14 protein-coding genes are annotated in these 16,279 nt (G+C 49.4%); 5 read left to right on the top strand and 9 right to left on the bottom strand.

Going from position 1 to position 16,279, the window contains the following annotated elements; genetic code table 11:
• Positions 1-388: 388 nt before the first annotated feature.
• The 5 genes from ACKU4E_RS14960 to ACKU4E_RS14940 all read right to left on the bottom strand — a co-directional run bounded on the left by ACKU4E_RS14960 (position 389) and on the right by ACKU4E_RS14940 (position 6,825).
• Positions 389-1,858, bottom strand: a complete 1,470-nt coding sequence (locus ACKU4E_RS14960; protein WP_320171886.1) for a sigma 54-interacting transcriptional regulator — start codon at positions 1,856-1,858, stop codon at positions 389-391.
• A gap of 160 nt (positions 1,859-2,018) precedes the next feature.
• The gene (locus ACKU4E_RS14955) at positions 2,019-2,300 is read right to left on the bottom strand and encodes a hypothetical protein (protein WP_320171885.1); all 282 of its coding nucleotides are present in this window, start codon (positions 2,298-2,300) and stop codon (positions 2,019-2,021) included.
• 209 nt (positions 2,301-2,509) lie between these two features.
• Positions 2,510-3,091, bottom strand: coding sequence for a hypothetical protein (locus ACKU4E_RS14950; RefSeq protein WP_320171884.1), 582 nt, complete (start codon positions 3,089-3,091; stop codon positions 2,510-2,512).
• A gap of 178 nt (positions 3,092-3,269) precedes the next feature.
• Positions 3,270-5,159, bottom strand: coding sequence for an alkaline phosphatase family protein (locus tag ACKU4E_RS14945; protein ID WP_320171883.1), 1,890 nt, complete (start codon positions 5,157-5,159; stop codon positions 3,270-3,272).
• A gap of 112 nt (positions 5,160-5,271) precedes the next feature.
• Entirely contained in the window at positions 5,272-6,825 is a 1,554-nt protein-coding gene (locus ACKU4E_RS14940; protein ID WP_320171882.1) for a BCCT family transporter, read from the bottom strand.
• 885 nt (positions 6,826-7,710) lie between these two features.
• On the opposite strand from ACKU4E_RS14940, the gene ACKU4E_RS14935 reads away from it, so the two are divergent.
• The 3 genes from ACKU4E_RS14935 to gcvH all read left to right on the top strand — a co-directional run bounded on the left by ACKU4E_RS14935 (position 7,711) and on the right by gcvH (position 10,110).
• Positions 7,711-8,139, top strand: coding sequence for an OsmC family protein (locus ACKU4E_RS14935; RefSeq protein WP_320171881.1), 429 nt, complete (start codon positions 7,711-7,713; stop codon positions 8,137-8,139).
• Positions 8,140-8,184: 45 nt separating this feature from the next.
• A complete protein-coding gene (gene lpdA / locus ACKU4E_RS14930) occupies positions 8,185-9,609 on the top strand; it encodes a dihydrolipoyl dehydrogenase (RefSeq protein WP_320171880.1) in 1,425 nt (474 codons plus the stop codon).
• A 111-nt stretch (positions 9,610-9,720) separates the two neighbouring features.
• Positions 9,721-10,110 carry a glycine cleavage system protein GcvH gene (gene gcvH / locus ACKU4E_RS14925; RefSeq protein ID WP_320171879.1) on the top strand — a complete coding sequence of 130 codons (390 nt, stop codon included), beginning with the start codon at positions 9,721-9,723 and terminating at the stop codon, positions 10,108-10,110.
• Positions 10,111-10,257: 147 nt separating this feature from the next.
• Here gcvH and ACKU4E_RS14920 read toward each other — a convergent pair whose 3' ends face one another.
• Positions 10,258-11,166 (bottom strand): cation transporter, encoded by a 909-nt coding sequence (locus ACKU4E_RS14920; protein ID WP_320171878.1) that lies wholly within the window; start codon positions 11,164-11,166, stop codon positions 10,258-10,260.
• Between the two features lie 4 nt (positions 11,167-11,170).
• Positions 11,171-12,331 carry an HlyD family efflux transporter periplasmic adaptor subunit gene (locus ACKU4E_RS14915; RefSeq protein WP_320171877.1) on the bottom strand — a complete coding sequence of 387 codons (1,161 nt, stop codon included), beginning with the start codon at positions 12,329-12,331 and terminating at the stop codon, positions 11,171-11,173.
• A 398-nt stretch (positions 12,332-12,729) separates the two neighbouring features.
• On the opposite strand from ACKU4E_RS14915, the gene ACKU4E_RS14910 reads away from it, so the two are divergent.
• The gene (locus ACKU4E_RS14910) at positions 12,730-13,224 is read left to right on the top strand and encodes a hypothetical protein (RefSeq protein ID WP_320171876.1); all 495 of its coding nucleotides are present in this window, start codon (positions 12,730-12,732) and stop codon (positions 13,222-13,224) included.
• A gap of 91 nt (positions 13,225-13,315) precedes the next feature.
• Positions 13,316-15,064 carry a hypothetical protein gene (locus ACKU4E_RS14905; RefSeq protein WP_320171875.1) on the top strand — a complete coding sequence of 583 codons (1,749 nt, stop codon included), beginning with the start codon at positions 13,316-13,318 and terminating at the stop codon, positions 15,062-15,064.
• Positions 15,065-15,235: 171 nt separating this feature from the next.
• Here the strand turns inward: ACKU4E_RS14905 and ACKU4E_RS14900 are convergent, their stop codons facing one another.
• On the bottom strand, positions 15,236-15,949 hold the full coding sequence (locus tag ACKU4E_RS14900; RefSeq protein WP_320171874.1) for a hypothetical protein: 714 nt from the start codon (positions 15,947-15,949) through the stop codon (positions 15,236-15,238).
• Positions 15,946-16,248 carry a hypothetical protein gene (locus ACKU4E_RS14895; protein ID WP_320171873.1) on the bottom strand — a complete coding sequence of 101 codons (303 nt, stop codon included), beginning with the start codon at positions 16,246-16,248 and terminating at the stop codon, positions 15,946-15,948. The genes ACKU4E_RS14900 and ACKU4E_RS14895 overlap by 4 nt, the downstream gene beginning before the upstream one ends.
• Positions 16,249-16,279 lie beyond the last annotated feature (31 nt).

Below are 16,279 nucleotides of genomic sequence, written 5' to 3'. Positions count from 1 at the left end.
ATCCGCCGACATTCTCGCCGGGCAGACCGGATAGACGGAAAGACGGAGCCGACTGGACATGTATTTCCAAAGACCCCGCCGCATATTCCATTCGTAGTTGCCGGTGCTGTTATCCGGCCAATACGAAAGCTGCGGTTCAAAACAATTGGGAGGCTTTGTTTTGAAAGACCGGCAGCACAATCAGAACGCCCAAAAGCATACGGCGTGCCACCTAGTTAATATTCAGGAATAATTGATTTTTTTAAGAAGAGGATAAGAGGCAAAAAACAAGAAAGGCGACATCTCTGTCGCCTTTATAAAGCAGAATTCCGGGAACAATCCGGTTTCAGCAGAATTTAATAGATGCGACACAGAAGTCGCATACGATAAAAGTGTCGCCCCAATTTTACTATAGACAGTATTTCTTCAGTTTACGCTGCATTGTTCGCATATTAAGACCCAGTTGGGTTGCGGTTATCCCCTTCTTCCAATGATTACGTTCAAGGGCCTTGAGCAGCAGATGTTTTTCAAAGGAATCCATAGCTTCCACAAAAGTTCCGCAGGTCTGCACCATATTGACGGCATCTCCCACATCAACGCATACTTCAGCAGAATGAAAGCCCAGATCGCTGAAGACCATTTCTCCGAAAGTCAGATACCGTTCAAGCACGTTCTGCAGTTCACGCACATTGCCGGGCCAGCTGTGGTTGTCCATGGCCGCGCGTATTTTTCCGGGAATTCTGGGCAGGGAATCTGTCCTGCCCAGATATCTGCCGATAAATTCATTTATCAGCAGCGGAAGATCTTCAATTCTCTCACGCAGGGGCGGAACATGGATGGGCAGTACGTGCAGCCGGAAAAAGAAATCCGAACGCATGAGGCCCTGCCGGACAAGCTCGCTCAAATCGCGGTTGGTGGCGGCAATAAGCCGGAAATTGGATGACCGGGGCTCAGTTCCCCCGACCGGGGTATACAGCTTGCTTTCCAGAGCCCGCAGAAGTTTGACCTGCAGGGAAAGATCAATCTCCCCGACCTCATCAAGAAACAGAGTGCCGCCATCGGCCGCGGCCAGGTATCCAGGACGATCCGAAGTCGCCCCGGAAAATGCCCCCTTCACATGTCCGAAAAATTCGCTTTCCATTAGGTTGGAAGGTATGGCCCCGCAGTTGACCGGCACGTAGGACCCTTTTGAACCGCTCTGCTCGTGGATGGTCTGGGCAACCAGATCTTTGCCGGTTCCGGTTTCACCGAAAATAATTACATTGGAAGAACGTTTGGCAGCCTTCATGATCAATTTGAAGACTTCACGCATGCCGGCGCTTTTTCCGATAATACTTCCGAACTTGAACCGGTCGTCAAGAACTCCGCGCAACCGCTGGTTTTCCTGCTGCAATTCGTATTCACGCAGCTTCTGGGCGCTGACATCAATCATGATGCCTTCAAGAAAAATCGGTCGCCCTTCACTGTCGTAAATGCACTCGCCCTGATCCGAGATCCATTTCTGGCGGTCGGAATCTAGGCATACGCGGTAAAGGAGATGATAAGTTCGGCGGTCCAGGATAGCGGAATTCTGCTCCCTGCGCATGGAGGCAAGGTCGTCGGGATGGGCGAGAGTTTCCATCACGTTTGTTTTCTGGTCAGTGAAAAATTCCGGTTTGACTCCGAAAAGTTCATTGCTGCCCTTACTCACAAAAACAAGGGTGGGGTGCAGATCTTCCGAAAGCGAACAGCGGTAGACCATGCCGGGAAGATTATTGAACAGGCGGGTAAGCTGCAGCTTGCTTTCGCGAAGCTGCTCGTCAGTCTGCCGAAAAGAGCTTACCTGCTTTTCCAGCGTACGACATTGTTCCAAAAGATCGTCATAAGTAGGTCTGTCCATGCCAAACCCTCCATCATCGATGCGAAATGCAGCGACATCAGTGTCGCTTTTTTTGCGACAGTTATGTCCAAGAACATATTAGCGCAAGCAATAATGCATGCAGTACCGGTATTATTACATAGACACTCTGTTAAAGCACATAATTTCCGGATAGTTGCCGTTAACGGCATTCATGAAGACGCCCCAGCCCGAACTCGGAAATGCGATACAGCGAAACCGGCTCGCCTTCATCATTGATGTAGAAACCGTCACCGGAAAGCAATCCTTCTTCCTGCAGATCTCGCAATTGTTCCGCTATACAGGTCATGGAATATTCATTCCCGCCCGGATAACCGGCCGCGACAAGCTCGTGTATCCCTGTAACATCAAGCAGCTCACCGTTACCGAAAATCTTTGTGATAAAAAGCTTTAAGCTGTTCTGTTCATCTCTTAGTTTATTCATGGCCTGTCTCCTTCAAACCGTTGCTGTGCACTGGCTGTAAACATACCCCGGAAGGTACTGAATATACGGAAAATCCGGTCCCGCCCAAGCATTGCATGAACGGGGTCCGGACTTTGAAAGCGAACCGTTACCGATATTCAGGAACAGGCGCACCAGAACCTGAAAAGGTATAAGACTTGGAGGTTTAAGTCTTGTATAAGGACAAACGACTAAGCGCAGTCGTGCTTGTCCCAGGGTTCACGGTTATCACGCTGCAAAGCATTTTCCATGCGGGCCAGAGCTTCTTTGAGCTTGGTCAGTTCCTTGATTTTCATATCGGGATCCTTGAGGACCTGATAAAGAACGGCACCTGTGCAGTCCGCCGGAACAGACTGGTCGGCAACGTAGCAGAGGGTTGCCACAACGTCCTGTGCAGCAACGGAACGTTCTGCTTTACCGGCTTTCTTGTTGATGCCCAGTCCGGCAAAATAGAGACCGTCGTTGGATGCAAGAACGATCAGGGTACGGCGATCAGCTGCTTCAGTAACCTGAGCAAGAGCAGCATCAAGAGCAGCGCCGTCAACGTCACCGAGTTCAACAACGGCAAGGGAGCCGTCCTCTTCAAACAGCTTTGCAATGCCTTCGGGAGCAACGGTGGTTGCGCCTTCGATCTTTGCAACTGCAGCGAGCACATCGCTATTGTTGAATTCTGCTACAGAGGCAGTCTTTTTCATGAATTTCGCAAGCGCTTCGCCGTCGGAATCAACAGCTGCGGAACCGCAGGAAATAAAAATTACTTTTTTATCAGCCATGTTGTTTTCTCCTGAATTAAATCGTTGCCGGGTCCGGTCCTGTCCTTATGAGAGTCAGGAAACGCTGCTACCTCCTATGCCGGGGAAGCAACAGCTACGGACCCTGCCGCCGGTGCGGCCCATAGGAAAGGCCGCACCGGTCACGAGTATTGGGTGTTAACCAATGGGGTGTTGAAAATTAAGATTTGTGGTCCTCGAAAATCTGGTAGCAGACAGCACCTTCGGTATCTGCGGGAACCGGGTTGCCGGTTGCGTGGCAGAAGGTGGGAACAACGTCGGCCAGCCAGCGGGGACGGTCGTATACGTAACCTTTTTTAACTCCGGGGCCACGCCAGATCATGACGTTCTTGAGGGAACCGCATCCGGATTCGCCGGTGGGGAAACCGTAGCCGTGCTCAGCCATGTATTCGGGTTTGAGAACGTACACAACGTCACCGGACTGCTCGCCGCCCATACCGAAGACCTTGGCGTCTTCCTTGGGAATGGCGCACATTACCGGACGTTCGCCGGTTTCGGGATGCTTGTAGTCATAAAGAGCATCGATGATTTCGTTACGTACCTTTTCATAATCTTCGTCCTCGACAATACCGCCGGGGTACTTGGACTTGAGGTTTACGTATACGAACATGTAGCGCTGGGGCACAGCCTTGGATTTCTCGGGAATGAGGTCGTAGTTGAAACCTTCGGATTCTTCCCAAACGGAACCGGCTGCATCGGCGTTGCGGGCCTCATATGCGGTGAGTCCGGCCTGCTTGAGAGCCTCGGCAGTGTTGAGGATCGGTCCGATGGGGGTGGCACCGTGGTCGGAAATGAGACAGGTCAGGGCGTCTTCCGGCAGGCACTCCATCATCTTACCGAGGAATCTGTCTTCGATCTGATAAATGGCGCGTTCAAGGTTGAAGGCGTGTTCTCTGATCTCCTCATCCGCGCTGTCCATTTTGTCGAGGAAGCCGTGATAGAACCAGTCGATGAGGTGAGTGTGCATGTAGAGCAGATCCCAATCGGGATTGTCCTTCATCAGGGTGGTGATAACTTCGGTGATCCATTCGGAGTGGAACTGAGCCAGTTCAATGATGGTTTCATCATCGATGATGCCGTTGGCAAAACCGACAAAGCCCATGTCGTTGGCAATGATGTTCTTGGTGAAATCAACGTTTTTCAGAGCGTCAGCAGGTGCGCAGTAGCCCTGAGTTCCGTTGATGCCGGAGATGTAGAGTTTGAAATCTTCAGCATCGTCGGAAAGCTCCATCAGCTTGCAGCGGAAGTAGCCGGGCTCGGTACGGCCGTCGGACTTGATGATGAAACTGTGTGCTACAACACCGCTCCACTCACGGGGCTTGATGGTGAAGAAAGCTTTGGAAAAGTCTTTTTCCGGGCAAAGTGCAAAGACGTCGTAACCGTCGTCATCGGATTCCCAGGTCAGGCCGTACCAGGTCTGGGGTTCAAGAGGATCCATGGCATGGCCGAAATGCATGGGGATGGCCATTTCCAGAGGTTCCTGATCTTCGATTTCTTCGGGGATATTCTTCCAGCCGTCTGCTTCCTCAAAACGGGCCTGTACGCCGACAGGATAAAAATCGGTGGATACGCAGGATTCGGCACACAGCCATTCCTTGTGTTCGTAGCCTTCGATCTGCCAGCGGTGCTCAGCGGGGGAAAGGCCTTCGCCCTGAACCATGATGCCGTTCTTGAGCTTGGAAGGCCAGGATGTGGGGTAGTTTACAACCAGAGATTTCTTTCCGGCCTTGTCCCATGCGTCCCAGATGGTTTCAGCAGTGAGCATCTCAGAGCCGAAAGCCTGAACGCACTTGGAGAAATGCAGGGATTCTCCCTCATTATAGTAGTAGTAATCCTCCACACCATGTGTGCGGGGGTAAGCACCGGTGCAGATTGTTGCCCAGGAAGGAGGTGTAACTGTAGGCATGTTGAATCCTTCAGTCATATAAGAACCTTCAGAGGCAAATTTTTTGAAGTTGGGCAGTGCACCTTCATCCATCAGAGCTTTGAGCCTTTTGGGGATGGCGCAGTCAAATCCGAGCAGGGCTACTCTTTTAGCTTTGTCTGCCATGACATTTCTCCTTTTAATTTGAATACTTATCTTTTTTAGCACCGCGTAGAGCAAGACCCCTGACCAATCACATCAGGTAAATAGGGGCCTAACCCCGTACGCGGTATTGTTTTTATTTTTTAGGGGTGCAGCACATCATCAGCGCATTGTCTTCCTTGATCATCCTGAACCAGGACACGACCACGAAGGCGATGGGGATGAGCATCAACGCTCCTGAGAAGTTAGCGAATATCTTTACCGGTCCGAGTCCGCCGAGAGTAATGGCCGCCAGAGCCAGGCCGGCCTGAATGGCGGCCCAGTAGAAGCGGTGTCCGCGGGTGGGTTCATAACCGGGAACAAGTCTGGTGGTTGCCGCACAGGAAATGACGTAGGCGCAGGAATCCACACTGGTTGCGAGGAAGATGGTGGAGAACACACAGTATCCGACCAGAACAAATGTTCCGGCGGGCAGAGTGTTGAGCACGGCCACTAGCGCGGCCGGTCCGCCGCTGGCCTTCAGAATGCCTACTGCGTCGACTATGCCGTTAAGCTGGGCGTAGATTGTGTATCCACCGAACACGGCGTGAATCATGTATGAACCTGCAATACCACCGGCCAGGCCCAGTCCGATAACCTGCCGCACTGTGCGTCCGCGGGAAATGCGGGCAATGAACAGGCCCATGAACGGACCGTAGGAAGCCATCCAGAGAGCATAAAAAATGGTCCAGTCCTGCGGAAAGGTTCCCTTGGTATAAGGATCGGTCCAGAAGATCATACCGAAAAAGTTGTTCATCATGTGACCGATTGAGTTGGTGAAGTTGTCCACGATGAACACGGTGGGACCGGCGACAAGGCAAAAGAAAACCATGGCAAGCGCGATGACCACGTTTGCATCGGATAGAATCTTGATTCCTTTCTTGAGCCCCATGGAAACACTGGCGGTAAAGATCACGGCGCTGATGCCAAGTATGATCATTTCCATTGTAAAACTGGGCTCGGTGCCGAGAGTCATGGCCAGGGCGTGGTTTACGATGGGCACGGAAACGCCCATAACCGCAGCATTGGAAAACATGAGGCCGATGATGAAGAACACCTCGATCCCCTTGCCGATGCCGCCGTTGACCTTGTTGCCGAGAACAGGCTCGGCAGCGGAGCTGATTCTGAGAACAGGTTTTTTGCGTTTGTAGAACATGTAGCAGATGGGCAGGGCCGTAACCACATACCAGGGCCAGGTGACCGGTCCCCAGTGCAGCAGCACATAGGACATTGACCACTCGAAAGCCTCACGGCTCAACGGATCTGCAAACTTGGGCGGATAAGCCAGGTTGAACAGCGGTTCCACTATCGACCAGAACATGACCGCTCCGGCAACACCGGAACAGAACATCATGGAGACCCATGAAAAGTTGTTGAACTCGGGCTTTTCATTCTCTTCGCCGAACTTGATATTTCCATAGCCGCTGAACATAAAGAAGCAGGCCAGAAACATCATCAGAACAGTCACCCAGAGATAGAAGGTGCCGGTGTTATGGGTGAAAACGGCATATGCCGTTTTGAGAACTTTTTCACTTGCCTCGGTAAACAGAATCGAACAGGCAATGATACCGATCAGTACCAGTGTTGCCGGGACAAGGATCTTCAAATCGGGGCGGAGATCTGCTCCTGCTCCATTATCATTTGTAGCCATACTTCCTCCCTAAGTCAGTACGCTTGCAACTATTGGTATACAGTCAGTTAATTTAACAGCATTGTTGATTGTGCCACCATCAGCCTTACGGCTGTCCGGTATTAATGCGCTGCAGCTGCATTCCGCCCCACTGAGCAATTTGCGGGCCAAAAATCGAATAGTTACGGAAACACGCGTACCGCTTGTGAAAGTAAGCGCAAAAGCTTATTGCCCTGTTCATGCCGAAATACGACTATAATGTCGTAAAGACCTCCGCAAAAAGCAAATTCCGGCTTTTTCAAAGGAAATACGCACAAACGACATTTCTGTCGGCACAGTGAAATAAATGTCATGTTTTAAAAAGCATGCACTCATGGATTTATACCTGACCGACAGTATCTTCAGTGACAATCAGGCATTATGATAACACCCTGCCGACAGAAACATCTATAATAAGATGGCGACAGGTCCACAGGAGCAACCATTACGAAACCGAGTCACTTTGGCCCACGTTGCGTCCACTTTTAGCTGCAACATGCAGGCTTTGACGCAGACTGATTACAGTTTGCACGGACAACTTTGTCGCTAAAAACAACACGCTGTTATCATTTAACTTTACCCAAAAATCAGGCTGCAGAAAAGCCAAAACCAAATACGGCAAGGCCGAACACGACACGCATGTCACCAGGCCGCAAAAGCATCTGTTCACTACGATATTCACATTTTCTCCAGCCATTACGCGACACAACTGTCGCTTACAACCCCTGATTCCTGTAAAAAAAAACCTCCGCTCTCAACTAAAGCGCGCTTAATTGCCTGCAATAATTAGATATAAGGCCATTGGCACGAATACTGTTAGTGAGGCGCCGACTGAAATTGTCTAAAAAATCACAATGGAGAACAGACATGGCTCAATTAACTGTTTCATATAACCGTGAAGGTGACAAACAGACCATCGACACCGGCTCAAAAGTTCTCGGCGAGATTGTCATCAATCATGAAGGAATACCTGAAGACGAACGCGGCGGCACCGCCAAGCAGTTGCTGGCCTCATCGGCCCTTTACTGTTTCTGCGGCGCGCTGGGCAAAGCTCTTGAAACCCGCGGAGCAGAATATGACCGCATTACCGGCACCGCCACCCTTGAAACCGGCATTGATGAAAAAAAACGCGCCCGTGTAGTCGGCATCACCCTTGATGTGACCGTGCACATGGACGAAGATTTCGGGTTCATCTTTGATCGCGTGGAAAAAATCATGCAGAAAGGCTGTCTGGTTACCGCTTCCCTGCACAATGCTTTCCCCATCACCTACAATCTGCATCTTGAAGAAGACTGATCCGGACCGGCTTTCAGGAACCGAGTTTTAAAAACAGGAGTAACAATGTCATCCATCACGATCATAGGTGCGGGTCCGGGCGGCTACATCGCAGCGTTTGAAGCCGCTCGCCGCGGAGCCTCCGTCACACTGGTCGAAAAGTCCGAAATGGGCGGAACCTGCCTCAACCAGGGCTGTGTTCCGACCAAAACCATCAAGGCCTCGGCTGAAGCCATGGAAACAGCAGGCCGTCTTTCCGAATTCGGAATCACTCCCGCATCCACGGATGAAGCGGTCAGCTTCAAGGCAGACATGGCAGCAGTGGTTGCCCGCAAGGAACGCGTACGCAAGGTTCTCTGCACAGGACTGGAAAAGACCTGTGCCTCCCTTAAAATACGCATTGTCCGGGGTGCCGCCGAATTCGCCGACAACTGTACAGTACTGGTACGCTCCGAAGAAGGCACGGAAGAAATCAAGAGTGACAAAATCATCATCGCCACAGGTTCCGGCATCCTTGATCTGCCTTCACTTCCTGTAGACCACAAACACATTATCAATAGCGATGACGCCCTGAATCTCGACCACGTTCCCGAAAGCATGATTGTTGTCGGCGGAGGAGTAATCGGTTGCGAACTGGCCTTCATCTATCGGGCCTTCGGAACCTCCGTGACCATAGTTGAAGGTCTGGACCGTCTGCTCCCCATTCCTTCGGTGGATGCGGACATGAGTCGCCTGCTCCAGCGCGAGGCCAAAAAACACCGCATCCGTGTAGAACTTGCAAAAACAGTGAAAAGCGCAACCAGTGCAGGCGGCAGGGTTTCCTGTGTGCTGGGACCGTCTCCGTTTGTGGAAGGGGCAACCGGCGAGGACTCCACCATGGAAGCCGAAGTCGTACTCGTCGCCGTTGGCCGCACCCCGAACACCAAAGGGTTGAACCTCGAAGCTGCCGGGGTTGAAACCGATGCCCGCGGCTGGATCAAAGCCGATGGCAAAATGCGCACTTCCGCCGAAAACATATACGCCATAGGCGATGTTCTCGGACCTTCCCGGATCATGCTGGCCCATGTGGCTTCCGCAGAGGGACTGTGTGCCGTTGACAACTGCTTCGGCGAGGAACGGGAACTCGATTACAGCGTAGTACCCGCAGGAATTTTCTCCTCCCCGGAAATCGGAACAGTGGGCCTTACCGAAGACGAAGCAACCGCTAAGGGTTTTGACGTCCGCTCGCAGGTATTCCAGTTCCGTGAACTGGGCAAGGCCCAGGCCATGGGCGAACTGCCGGGCATGTTCAAAATCATCTGCGAAAAGGAAAGCGGCAGAATCATCGGCGCACACATTGCCGGCGCTCACGCCACGGACCTTATCTCCGAAGCGGCACTGGCTGTAAACAAAGGGCTTACCGCAGAAGATCTGGCCCACACCATCCATGCCCACCCCACCCTTGCGGAAGGACTCTACGAAGTCTGCGAGGGCTGGCTCAGAGGCCGCTAGGCGAGCTTTAGCAAAAGCCTCCTGCAGGCAGCACCAAGCGTTTTGGAATCACGGCAACTTTTAACAGGTGATTTAAGATTATCGCCAACGTCCAAACCATAAGGAGACAACATGAGTGAACTTACTTTTCCGGATGACATCCTCTATCATTGTGAACATACATGGGTACGCATTTCAGATGACAACACTGCCGTAGTCGGCATTACCGACTTTGCGCAGGATCAGCTCGGCGAAGTGGCCTTTGTTGATCTGCCTTCCGCAGGTTCAGGCTTTTCGGCCGATGAAGAATTCGGAACCGTGGAATCCATCAAGGCTGTAAGCAGCCTGCACATGCCCATAACCGGAACCGTGACCGAAGTGAATGAAGCCCTTGAAGACGATCCTTCACTGGTCAACACCTCTCCTTATTCGGACGGATGGATGCTGCGCATCACCATCGCCGAAGACGCAGACAAAAGCCATCTGCTGAATCAGCAGGACTACACTGCCCGCCTCAAATAATCCGGGACCGGACCAGATAACAAACGTCTCAGGTTAACCCCCTTCCAGACGACAAAAAAAGGATCAGAAGCGGCCTTCCAGGTTAATGCCGCTCCTGATCCTTTAATAATTCAGGCTTCCACAATGCTCATGAAAATGGAGCCGCTATCACACTTTTGCAGCGCTTAGTTCAGGGGCTACGGTTACAATGGCTCCGGGCAGTTCCGTCTCCAGATCTCGCATGATCGGCAACGTTCTCTTCTGCACATCCGCCATTGTCCTTTCCGGGTGGAATGCAAGATTGATCAGTATAAACAAGTCCTTGCCCGAACGTCTGGCCTTGTATCCGTTGAACCCGTCATAATTATCGAAATATTTGGCCAGCACACGGATTATCTGAAAATGTTCCGGCTCCGGGATGGTCCGGTCCAGTATTTCCGGAAGACTTTCCCGGATCAATCCGTACGCGATAATCAGCATATAACCGATCAGAAAAACGGACCCGATAAGATCCACAATCCGTGCCGACCTGGGATCAGGCAGCCACAGGGTCAGCATCAACACGCCAAGCACCACCGCCGAAGCCACGCTCTTGGCGATGCGAGCGGCTATCTGCGAAGAAACGATGACTGATTTTTCCTTTTCATTGGAACGGATAAAGTCCACCGAGCAGTAATAGTTGATCATCATATTGAGAGTTCCGCCGATAATTGTCAGCATCAAGGCGGTTGTGGAAATAGGAGCGCCCTCATCCATGCTGATGATCCGGGAAAAGATATACAGACTGCTCAGAATAAGGCCGAACGCCACCAGCAGATTTGTTATGCGCTCTATTTTGCCTGTTCCGTATTCAAATTCACTGAATCCTTCCCGGTGGGCCCGTTTCAAAACCGCATAGGTGGCGTATTCAATGGTCAGCAGCAGGGCAAAACGGACTATTTCGGAGAGGGCGGTGAGCGAACCGGAAAGCAGACCTGCCCCTGTAAGCAGAAACAGGACAGAAGTATCAAGGATGATCGCCTTGAGTATGGCCTTTTCCTTGGATCGCTGGTCGGGAGTCAGATCGCATTTCCTCATCATGCTACCTCAGGAAAGTACCGAAATACTGTTCCACAAGCCCTATGCCCTCGAACTCAGCATAAGCGGTGCGCCCGACACAGCAGAATTTCTCAATGGAATTGAAAAGCTGTTTATCCTTGAACTCCACCAGCACATGACCGTCCCGTGCGGAACGTTCCCTTATGGCTGCGGCAAAAACATCATCATGCCAGACCGCCCCCGAGCCCATTACCCGAAAAACTGTCCCTTCGATAAAATCACTTCTTCCGAAGATGCGAATCCTGACTCCGCATCCGGGCTCGATAAGTTCAAGGGTTGCGTCGTCAACCGCTACTTCGACCATAAGGCGGCTGCGATCTATATAGGAAAGGAGCCTATCCCCTTTGGAAACCTCCATCCCGTTCTGCACGTTCACATCCCAGACAACACCACTTTCCGGAATTACAATGGACGCTCTGGACATACGGGCATTTACAGAATCCGCAGCACAGGAATTAGAAGCTGTTTCAGCTTCAGTCATGCGCCGCTTAGTTGCCAGAATGCTCAACTCCAGCTTATTAATCTGCTCCTGCACCTGAAGCACTCCGTCGGACATTTCCTGCGGGAAAAGCCCCTGGGACAACATTTCCCTGCGTTGCTCAAGCTGCTCTATCTCAAGAATAGTGGAACGTACTTTCGACTTGTCGCCGCTGTACTCCGCTTCAACCTGATCGGCCTCCTGCTGGGCGGCAACGGAAGCTTCTACCAGTTTGAGTGTCCGGGAACGCCGCTGTCCCGATTCTTTCAGGTCGGCTTCTTCGGCCGTAAGCCGGGCCTTAAGAATGGCAAGGCTCTGGTCGATATCCCGCGTCATTTTCCGGATGTAGTCCGCAAGTTGTTTTTTATGAGTTGCGAGGATTCCGTTCAGGGCATTCAATTCATGTTCAAGATTTTCATACTGGCCGGTCCTTCGCTGGTTGCCCAGCAGCAGGGCAGGTCTATTCGGACAGATACTGCCCGGTGTCACCGCAAGATCATTGACCGTACCGTCAATAGGAGCTTTCACATCGTACAGATATGCCGTGACTATGCCGTTTCTCACAACAAAACGCTGCATATAGCTAAGGATGGATGGAAGCGGTACCAGCGCAATAAGCAGCAGGACTATCCACGTTGTTTTTCTGCTAGTGAAGTCAATTTTCATAACAACAAAATAAATTTTACCAAGATCTCAGAGCAAATTGAATCGGCCATGGATTCTCCTAAAAAAACAGCCCAGTCGCATTTTCCACCTTACCGGCGACACCCATTGCCCTCCGTCTTTAAAACATCTCGCGCGTGCGCCTCAGAACAGTCAGGACACAGTTCTCCATCATGCCCACACATCAGATGCGATTTTCAGAAAATCCCACCCGGAAAGAGCCACGGCGCAACAGTCGGAATCGAAGGCTACCTTTTTCCGGCAGTTGCGTAAAGTAAGCTCCCCTTCTCGCTGGGCTCTTGGGTATAGAACTATTATTCAGAAAAACATTAAGAGAGTATAAAGAAATATTAATTAAAACCGATGCACAAAATAAGAATAAGTACTTAAGGAGGTGAAATATGGGTTTTGATATTAGAATCGGAACAACCATAGCTGAACAGCTTGACAATTCAGCATTCAAGCTTCCGCAGATAAAACCGGATGTCAGCGATGAAGACTCCGACAGGAAAAATATTGACGGCAAAATCGGCGACACTGTAAGCATCTCCGCAGAAGGTCTGGAAAAATCAAATGAATTGATTGAAAAATCTTCAAAGGAAGTACTCCAGGATGTGTCTAAAGAAGACCAGATGCTTAAAATGATACAGGAAAAAATCAAAGAGATAGAAAAAGAACTCAAAGAGCTGAAACAGAACCCTGAGCAGAACAAGGAAGCAATAAAAATGAAGGAGCAGGAGCTCCAACAATATCAGGGGATGCTTCTGGAAATTATGAACAAGAAAAAAGGCGCCGGAGGAACCCAGCTTGGGGCAGGCGGAGGCACACCGACACAAGGCTCGGCAAGTTCTCTGACAGAAGTTCCTGAAGGAATGCTGTGTGAAGTGCGCTTCTAGAATAAGTTAACATATTATGCAACAGCACTGCCTGCCTCTATTCCACAGCACCCATCGACATCTAAGAAATATAACCCCGGTGGCGGTGGGAGTGTATACATTTATCCTTTTCCTGGGATCACTCTTTACTTTTCCATTCTCAACCGAGCCGTCTGATCTCATGGGAGTTTTTTTCTTAGGGGTCGGTGCGGCCTTGATCATGGAGGCTCTGTCCTTCCTGGTGTTGGTGCCGGCTTACGGCATAGCCATGTTTACAGGGTGGCTTGCAAGGACCGGACTGGGGGGGCTTCTTGTCTGGGCTGCTTTTGATATGAATCTTGCCGGACAGGGAACCGCTATTGCCGCAGCTGTTTTTTATCTTTTGATTATCGGATTTTACGCGCTCACATTCAGCAAGTACAAACGGTTTAGTGTTGTTGCAATCGGCACTGGTGATTCTCTGGATTCCTTTATGAAGGAATTTGAGAATGCCGGGGCCAAGCGTTCCGAGATATTCAAAGATTCCGATGAGGGCCGTCATTATGAACTCAACAATTTTCTGGTAAATTTGAATGTGACTGAGACTGACCGGGATGGCTTTGTTTATGCGGTGGGAAATCTTATCCCCAAAAACCTCAAGTGCATGCAGAAAGTATTTGCGGCAACCAAAGGGATTACATCAATATGGGAAGGCCTTTATTTTCACACCAACTGCCGCGTCACCAATGGGAATATCAAACGGTTGTTTGATGAGCAGGCAGTTTTTGAAGATGCATATATTCTTGGCAACAGTCTTTTGTTTACATTACGAACGAAAAAAGTACTCACCGGGATTCATGGTTCTCCTGCAGAGGAATCCGCGCCCGGTGCCGGACAGGTACATCATGTTACTGTTAGCTTTAACCGGTTTCCTCAGAAAAAAGAATATTTGTTAAATCTAAATACGGCTGAACCGGATATTCTGATAAAGATTAATGTTGTTGAGTCGGAAGAAGGAGAAACCAAAAGAGCGTGCCCTGAATTGCTCGGCGGGAATATTTCCTTTTCCGTTGTCCACGAAGGCCCGCTCGATACCTTTGGAAGTAGATTGATTTTTAAGAAACAAGGTGAGCAGGGCCTGGAGTATTTTCTGATATCCTGTTCTTCTGTAAATGGGATAATTATTAAAGCGGTCAGTGAGTCCGAGGCAAAGAGCTTTCCAGCCGTCTCGGTTGATAAATATCTTGATTACTGGAGCAGTTTTACCCCTCTTGATGCCAACGCTGACAATGAAGAGGTAACTGTTGCGCGTCCCAATATTTTTATGGCTCCGAGAGGTAAAATCATTATTTTAGGGTATGACGAAAAAACGGATAAATACCAAAGAGTAGGCGTTTATAAGTCAGAAAGAAAAGCCGTTACCGAAGCTTTAATAAGAGCAGGTAAATTTCAATCGGAAGTAGGCTGCGGAATATATCAGACCTACAATGAAGATGGCGATCTTCTTTTTGCCACCAATCTGAATCAGCCTGTGGAAAGGCCGAATTTTATAACAAAAATGCTCCGCTATAGTGCCCCGTTTTGGAACGATTTTTTATATGAAGGGTACGGGAAGATAATCCTCGGAAGCTATGTTTTGGCCTTGATTACCGCGATTCCATTATTTTCTTCTTTTATGAAAGAGCACCCAGGCATTTTTTTAATTTATATGCTGCTTCCCCTTGGTTTGGGGACGACCTGTATAATGGCATGGGGGCATCTTTCATATAGGACGACGAGCCGAGGCGGACGTCTTGCATGTGTTTTTCTGGGGATTTTCGGGACAATAATTTTTACAGGGTTTCTGGGGCTTCTTGTTGCTTTACGGGTGAAATATCTCTGAGTACCCGGCCTATAAGCAATAATATTTGTTGCTAAACACTCAATCAGCACTTGTCAGGAGCCTTTTACCGGTCATGTCTCACTGTCTAATGTGTTTTTGAGCTGCAACGGTTCAAATCATCATACATGTGTCTTGTAAGATCACATCCAAATGATTTCTTTTTCGTTTATATTAGATTGCATAATGGATGTACAACTTCGCCAAGGATTCTCCGAGTTCTCCGGCCAGGAAGTATGATCCGATCCATAAAAACACTTTGCATACGACCCATGAAGAATTGACTATCGGCGCAAATCCGAAAAATAAAAAGGCCATGAAAAATGCGCCCACCATCCCAAACATCTGGTCATAAAAGACCTTTCCCATCCCGATACTGTCAGGGTAATATATTGAAACAGTATTTAAAATCTGAAGTACCAATGCAAATAGAAGCATCGAAAAAAACGGGGAGTACTTTGAAAAATGCCCAAAATAAAAATGTCGGTCTTTCAAGGAATATTTCAGACCGTTTTCAAATTTAGCGCTTACTCCAAAAATTTCAGTAACATGTCCGTAGTCAGATTCAACATTCTCTATGTTTATAGATAGTTCCTTAAAATCATCTTTGTCTATACAAAGCCAAAGTCTATGGGCGTTGGACTCGATTATATTCCTGTTTTTTTCTTCCCACATGTAGAGTCTTTTACTGGATCGGAATTTTTTGAACAGCGTTAACGCCATATAGTACAGACTAAATGCTGTAACAATGTCACCTTCTCTTTCCTTGATTATCCCCATTGCATTCAAGGATGAAATATCTCCGGACAGAGAGGCCGCCCTTAGTTGTTCGTAGTTACTTCGGCTATACTTTTTAAAGTGAGGTATATGTTTGTTCGCGAGCTTCATTGGGTGATGAGTCCGAGGATTATTCCAGCTAAAATTATTCCGGTGGGGGCTAGTGTAAGGAGAATAATGTTTTTAAGTCCATGTGTGTGGGTGTCTTCAATAATGTGCAGAACAACTGCTACCGCAAAAGCCCAGCCGGCCGGAACTACAAATCTATCCGGCGGGTAGTCTCTAACGGATAGAAAGGTAAACAAGAACAGTAGCGCAAACGATCCGAGTCTCAATTTTTGAAGTAAATTCGGTTTCAATTTGCCATTCTGAAATCCTATGAGCGAGTGATTTCGGTAGTTTTCTTTCATAGACTATCCAACTGCAACTCCATGATACAGA

Source organism: Maridesulfovibrio sp. (assembly GCF_963677005.1).
GTDB lineage: Bacteria > Desulfobacterota > Desulfovibrionia > Desulfovibrionales > Desulfovibrionaceae > Maridesulfovibrio.
Note: the sequence above shows the minus strand (reverse complement) of the source record. Positions and strands in the feature narration are given on the sequence as shown.

Bases quoted from the DNA above. Each gene is read 5' to 3' on its own strand.
- ACKU4E_RS14960 (WP_320171886.1), bottom strand. From the start codon at position 1,858: ATGGACAGACCTACTTATGACGATCTTTTGGAACAATGTCGTACGCTG.
- ACKU4E_RS14955 (WP_320171885.1), bottom strand. From the start codon at position 2,300: ATGAATAAACTAAGAGATGAACAGAACAGCTTAAAGCTTTTTATCACA.
- ACKU4E_RS14950 (WP_320171884.1), bottom strand. From the start codon at position 3,091: ATGGCTGATAAAAAAGTAATTTTTATTTCCTGCGGTTCCGCAGCTGTT.
- ACKU4E_RS14945 (WP_320171883.1), bottom strand. From the start codon at position 5,159: ATGGCAGACAAAGCTAAAAGAGTAGCCCTGCTCGGATTTGACTGCGCC.
- ACKU4E_RS14940 (WP_320171882.1), bottom strand. From the start codon at position 6,825: ATGGCTACAAATGATAATGGAGCAGGAGCAGATCTCCGCCCCGATTTG.
- ACKU4E_RS14935 (WP_320171881.1), top strand. From the start codon at position 7,711: ATGGCTCAATTAACTGTTTCATATAACCGTGAAGGTGACAAACAGACC.
- lpdA (WP_320171880.1), top strand. From the start codon at position 8,185: ATGTCATCCATCACGATCATAGGTGCGGGTCCGGGCGGCTACATCGCA.
- gcvH (WP_320171879.1), top strand. From the start codon at position 9,721: ATGAGTGAACTTACTTTTCCGGATGACATCCTCTATCATTGTGAACAT.
- ACKU4E_RS14920 (WP_320171878.1), bottom strand. From the start codon at position 11,166: ATGAGGAAATGCGATCTGACTCCCGACCAGCGATCCAAGGAAAAGGCC.
- ACKU4E_RS14915 (WP_320171877.1), bottom strand. From the start codon at position 12,331: ATGAAAATTGACTTCACTAGCAGAAAAACAACGTGGATAGTCCTGCTG.
- ACKU4E_RS14910 (WP_320171876.1), top strand. From the start codon at position 12,730: ATGGGTTTTGATATTAGAATCGGAACAACCATAGCTGAACAGCTTGAC.
- ACKU4E_RS14900 (WP_320171874.1), bottom strand. From the start codon at position 15,949: ATGAAGCTCGCGAACAAACATATACCTCACTTTAAAAAGTATAGCCGA.
- ACKU4E_RS14895 (WP_320171873.1), bottom strand. From the start codon at position 16,248: ATGAAAGAAAACTACCGAAATCACTCGCTCATAGGATTTCAGAATGGC.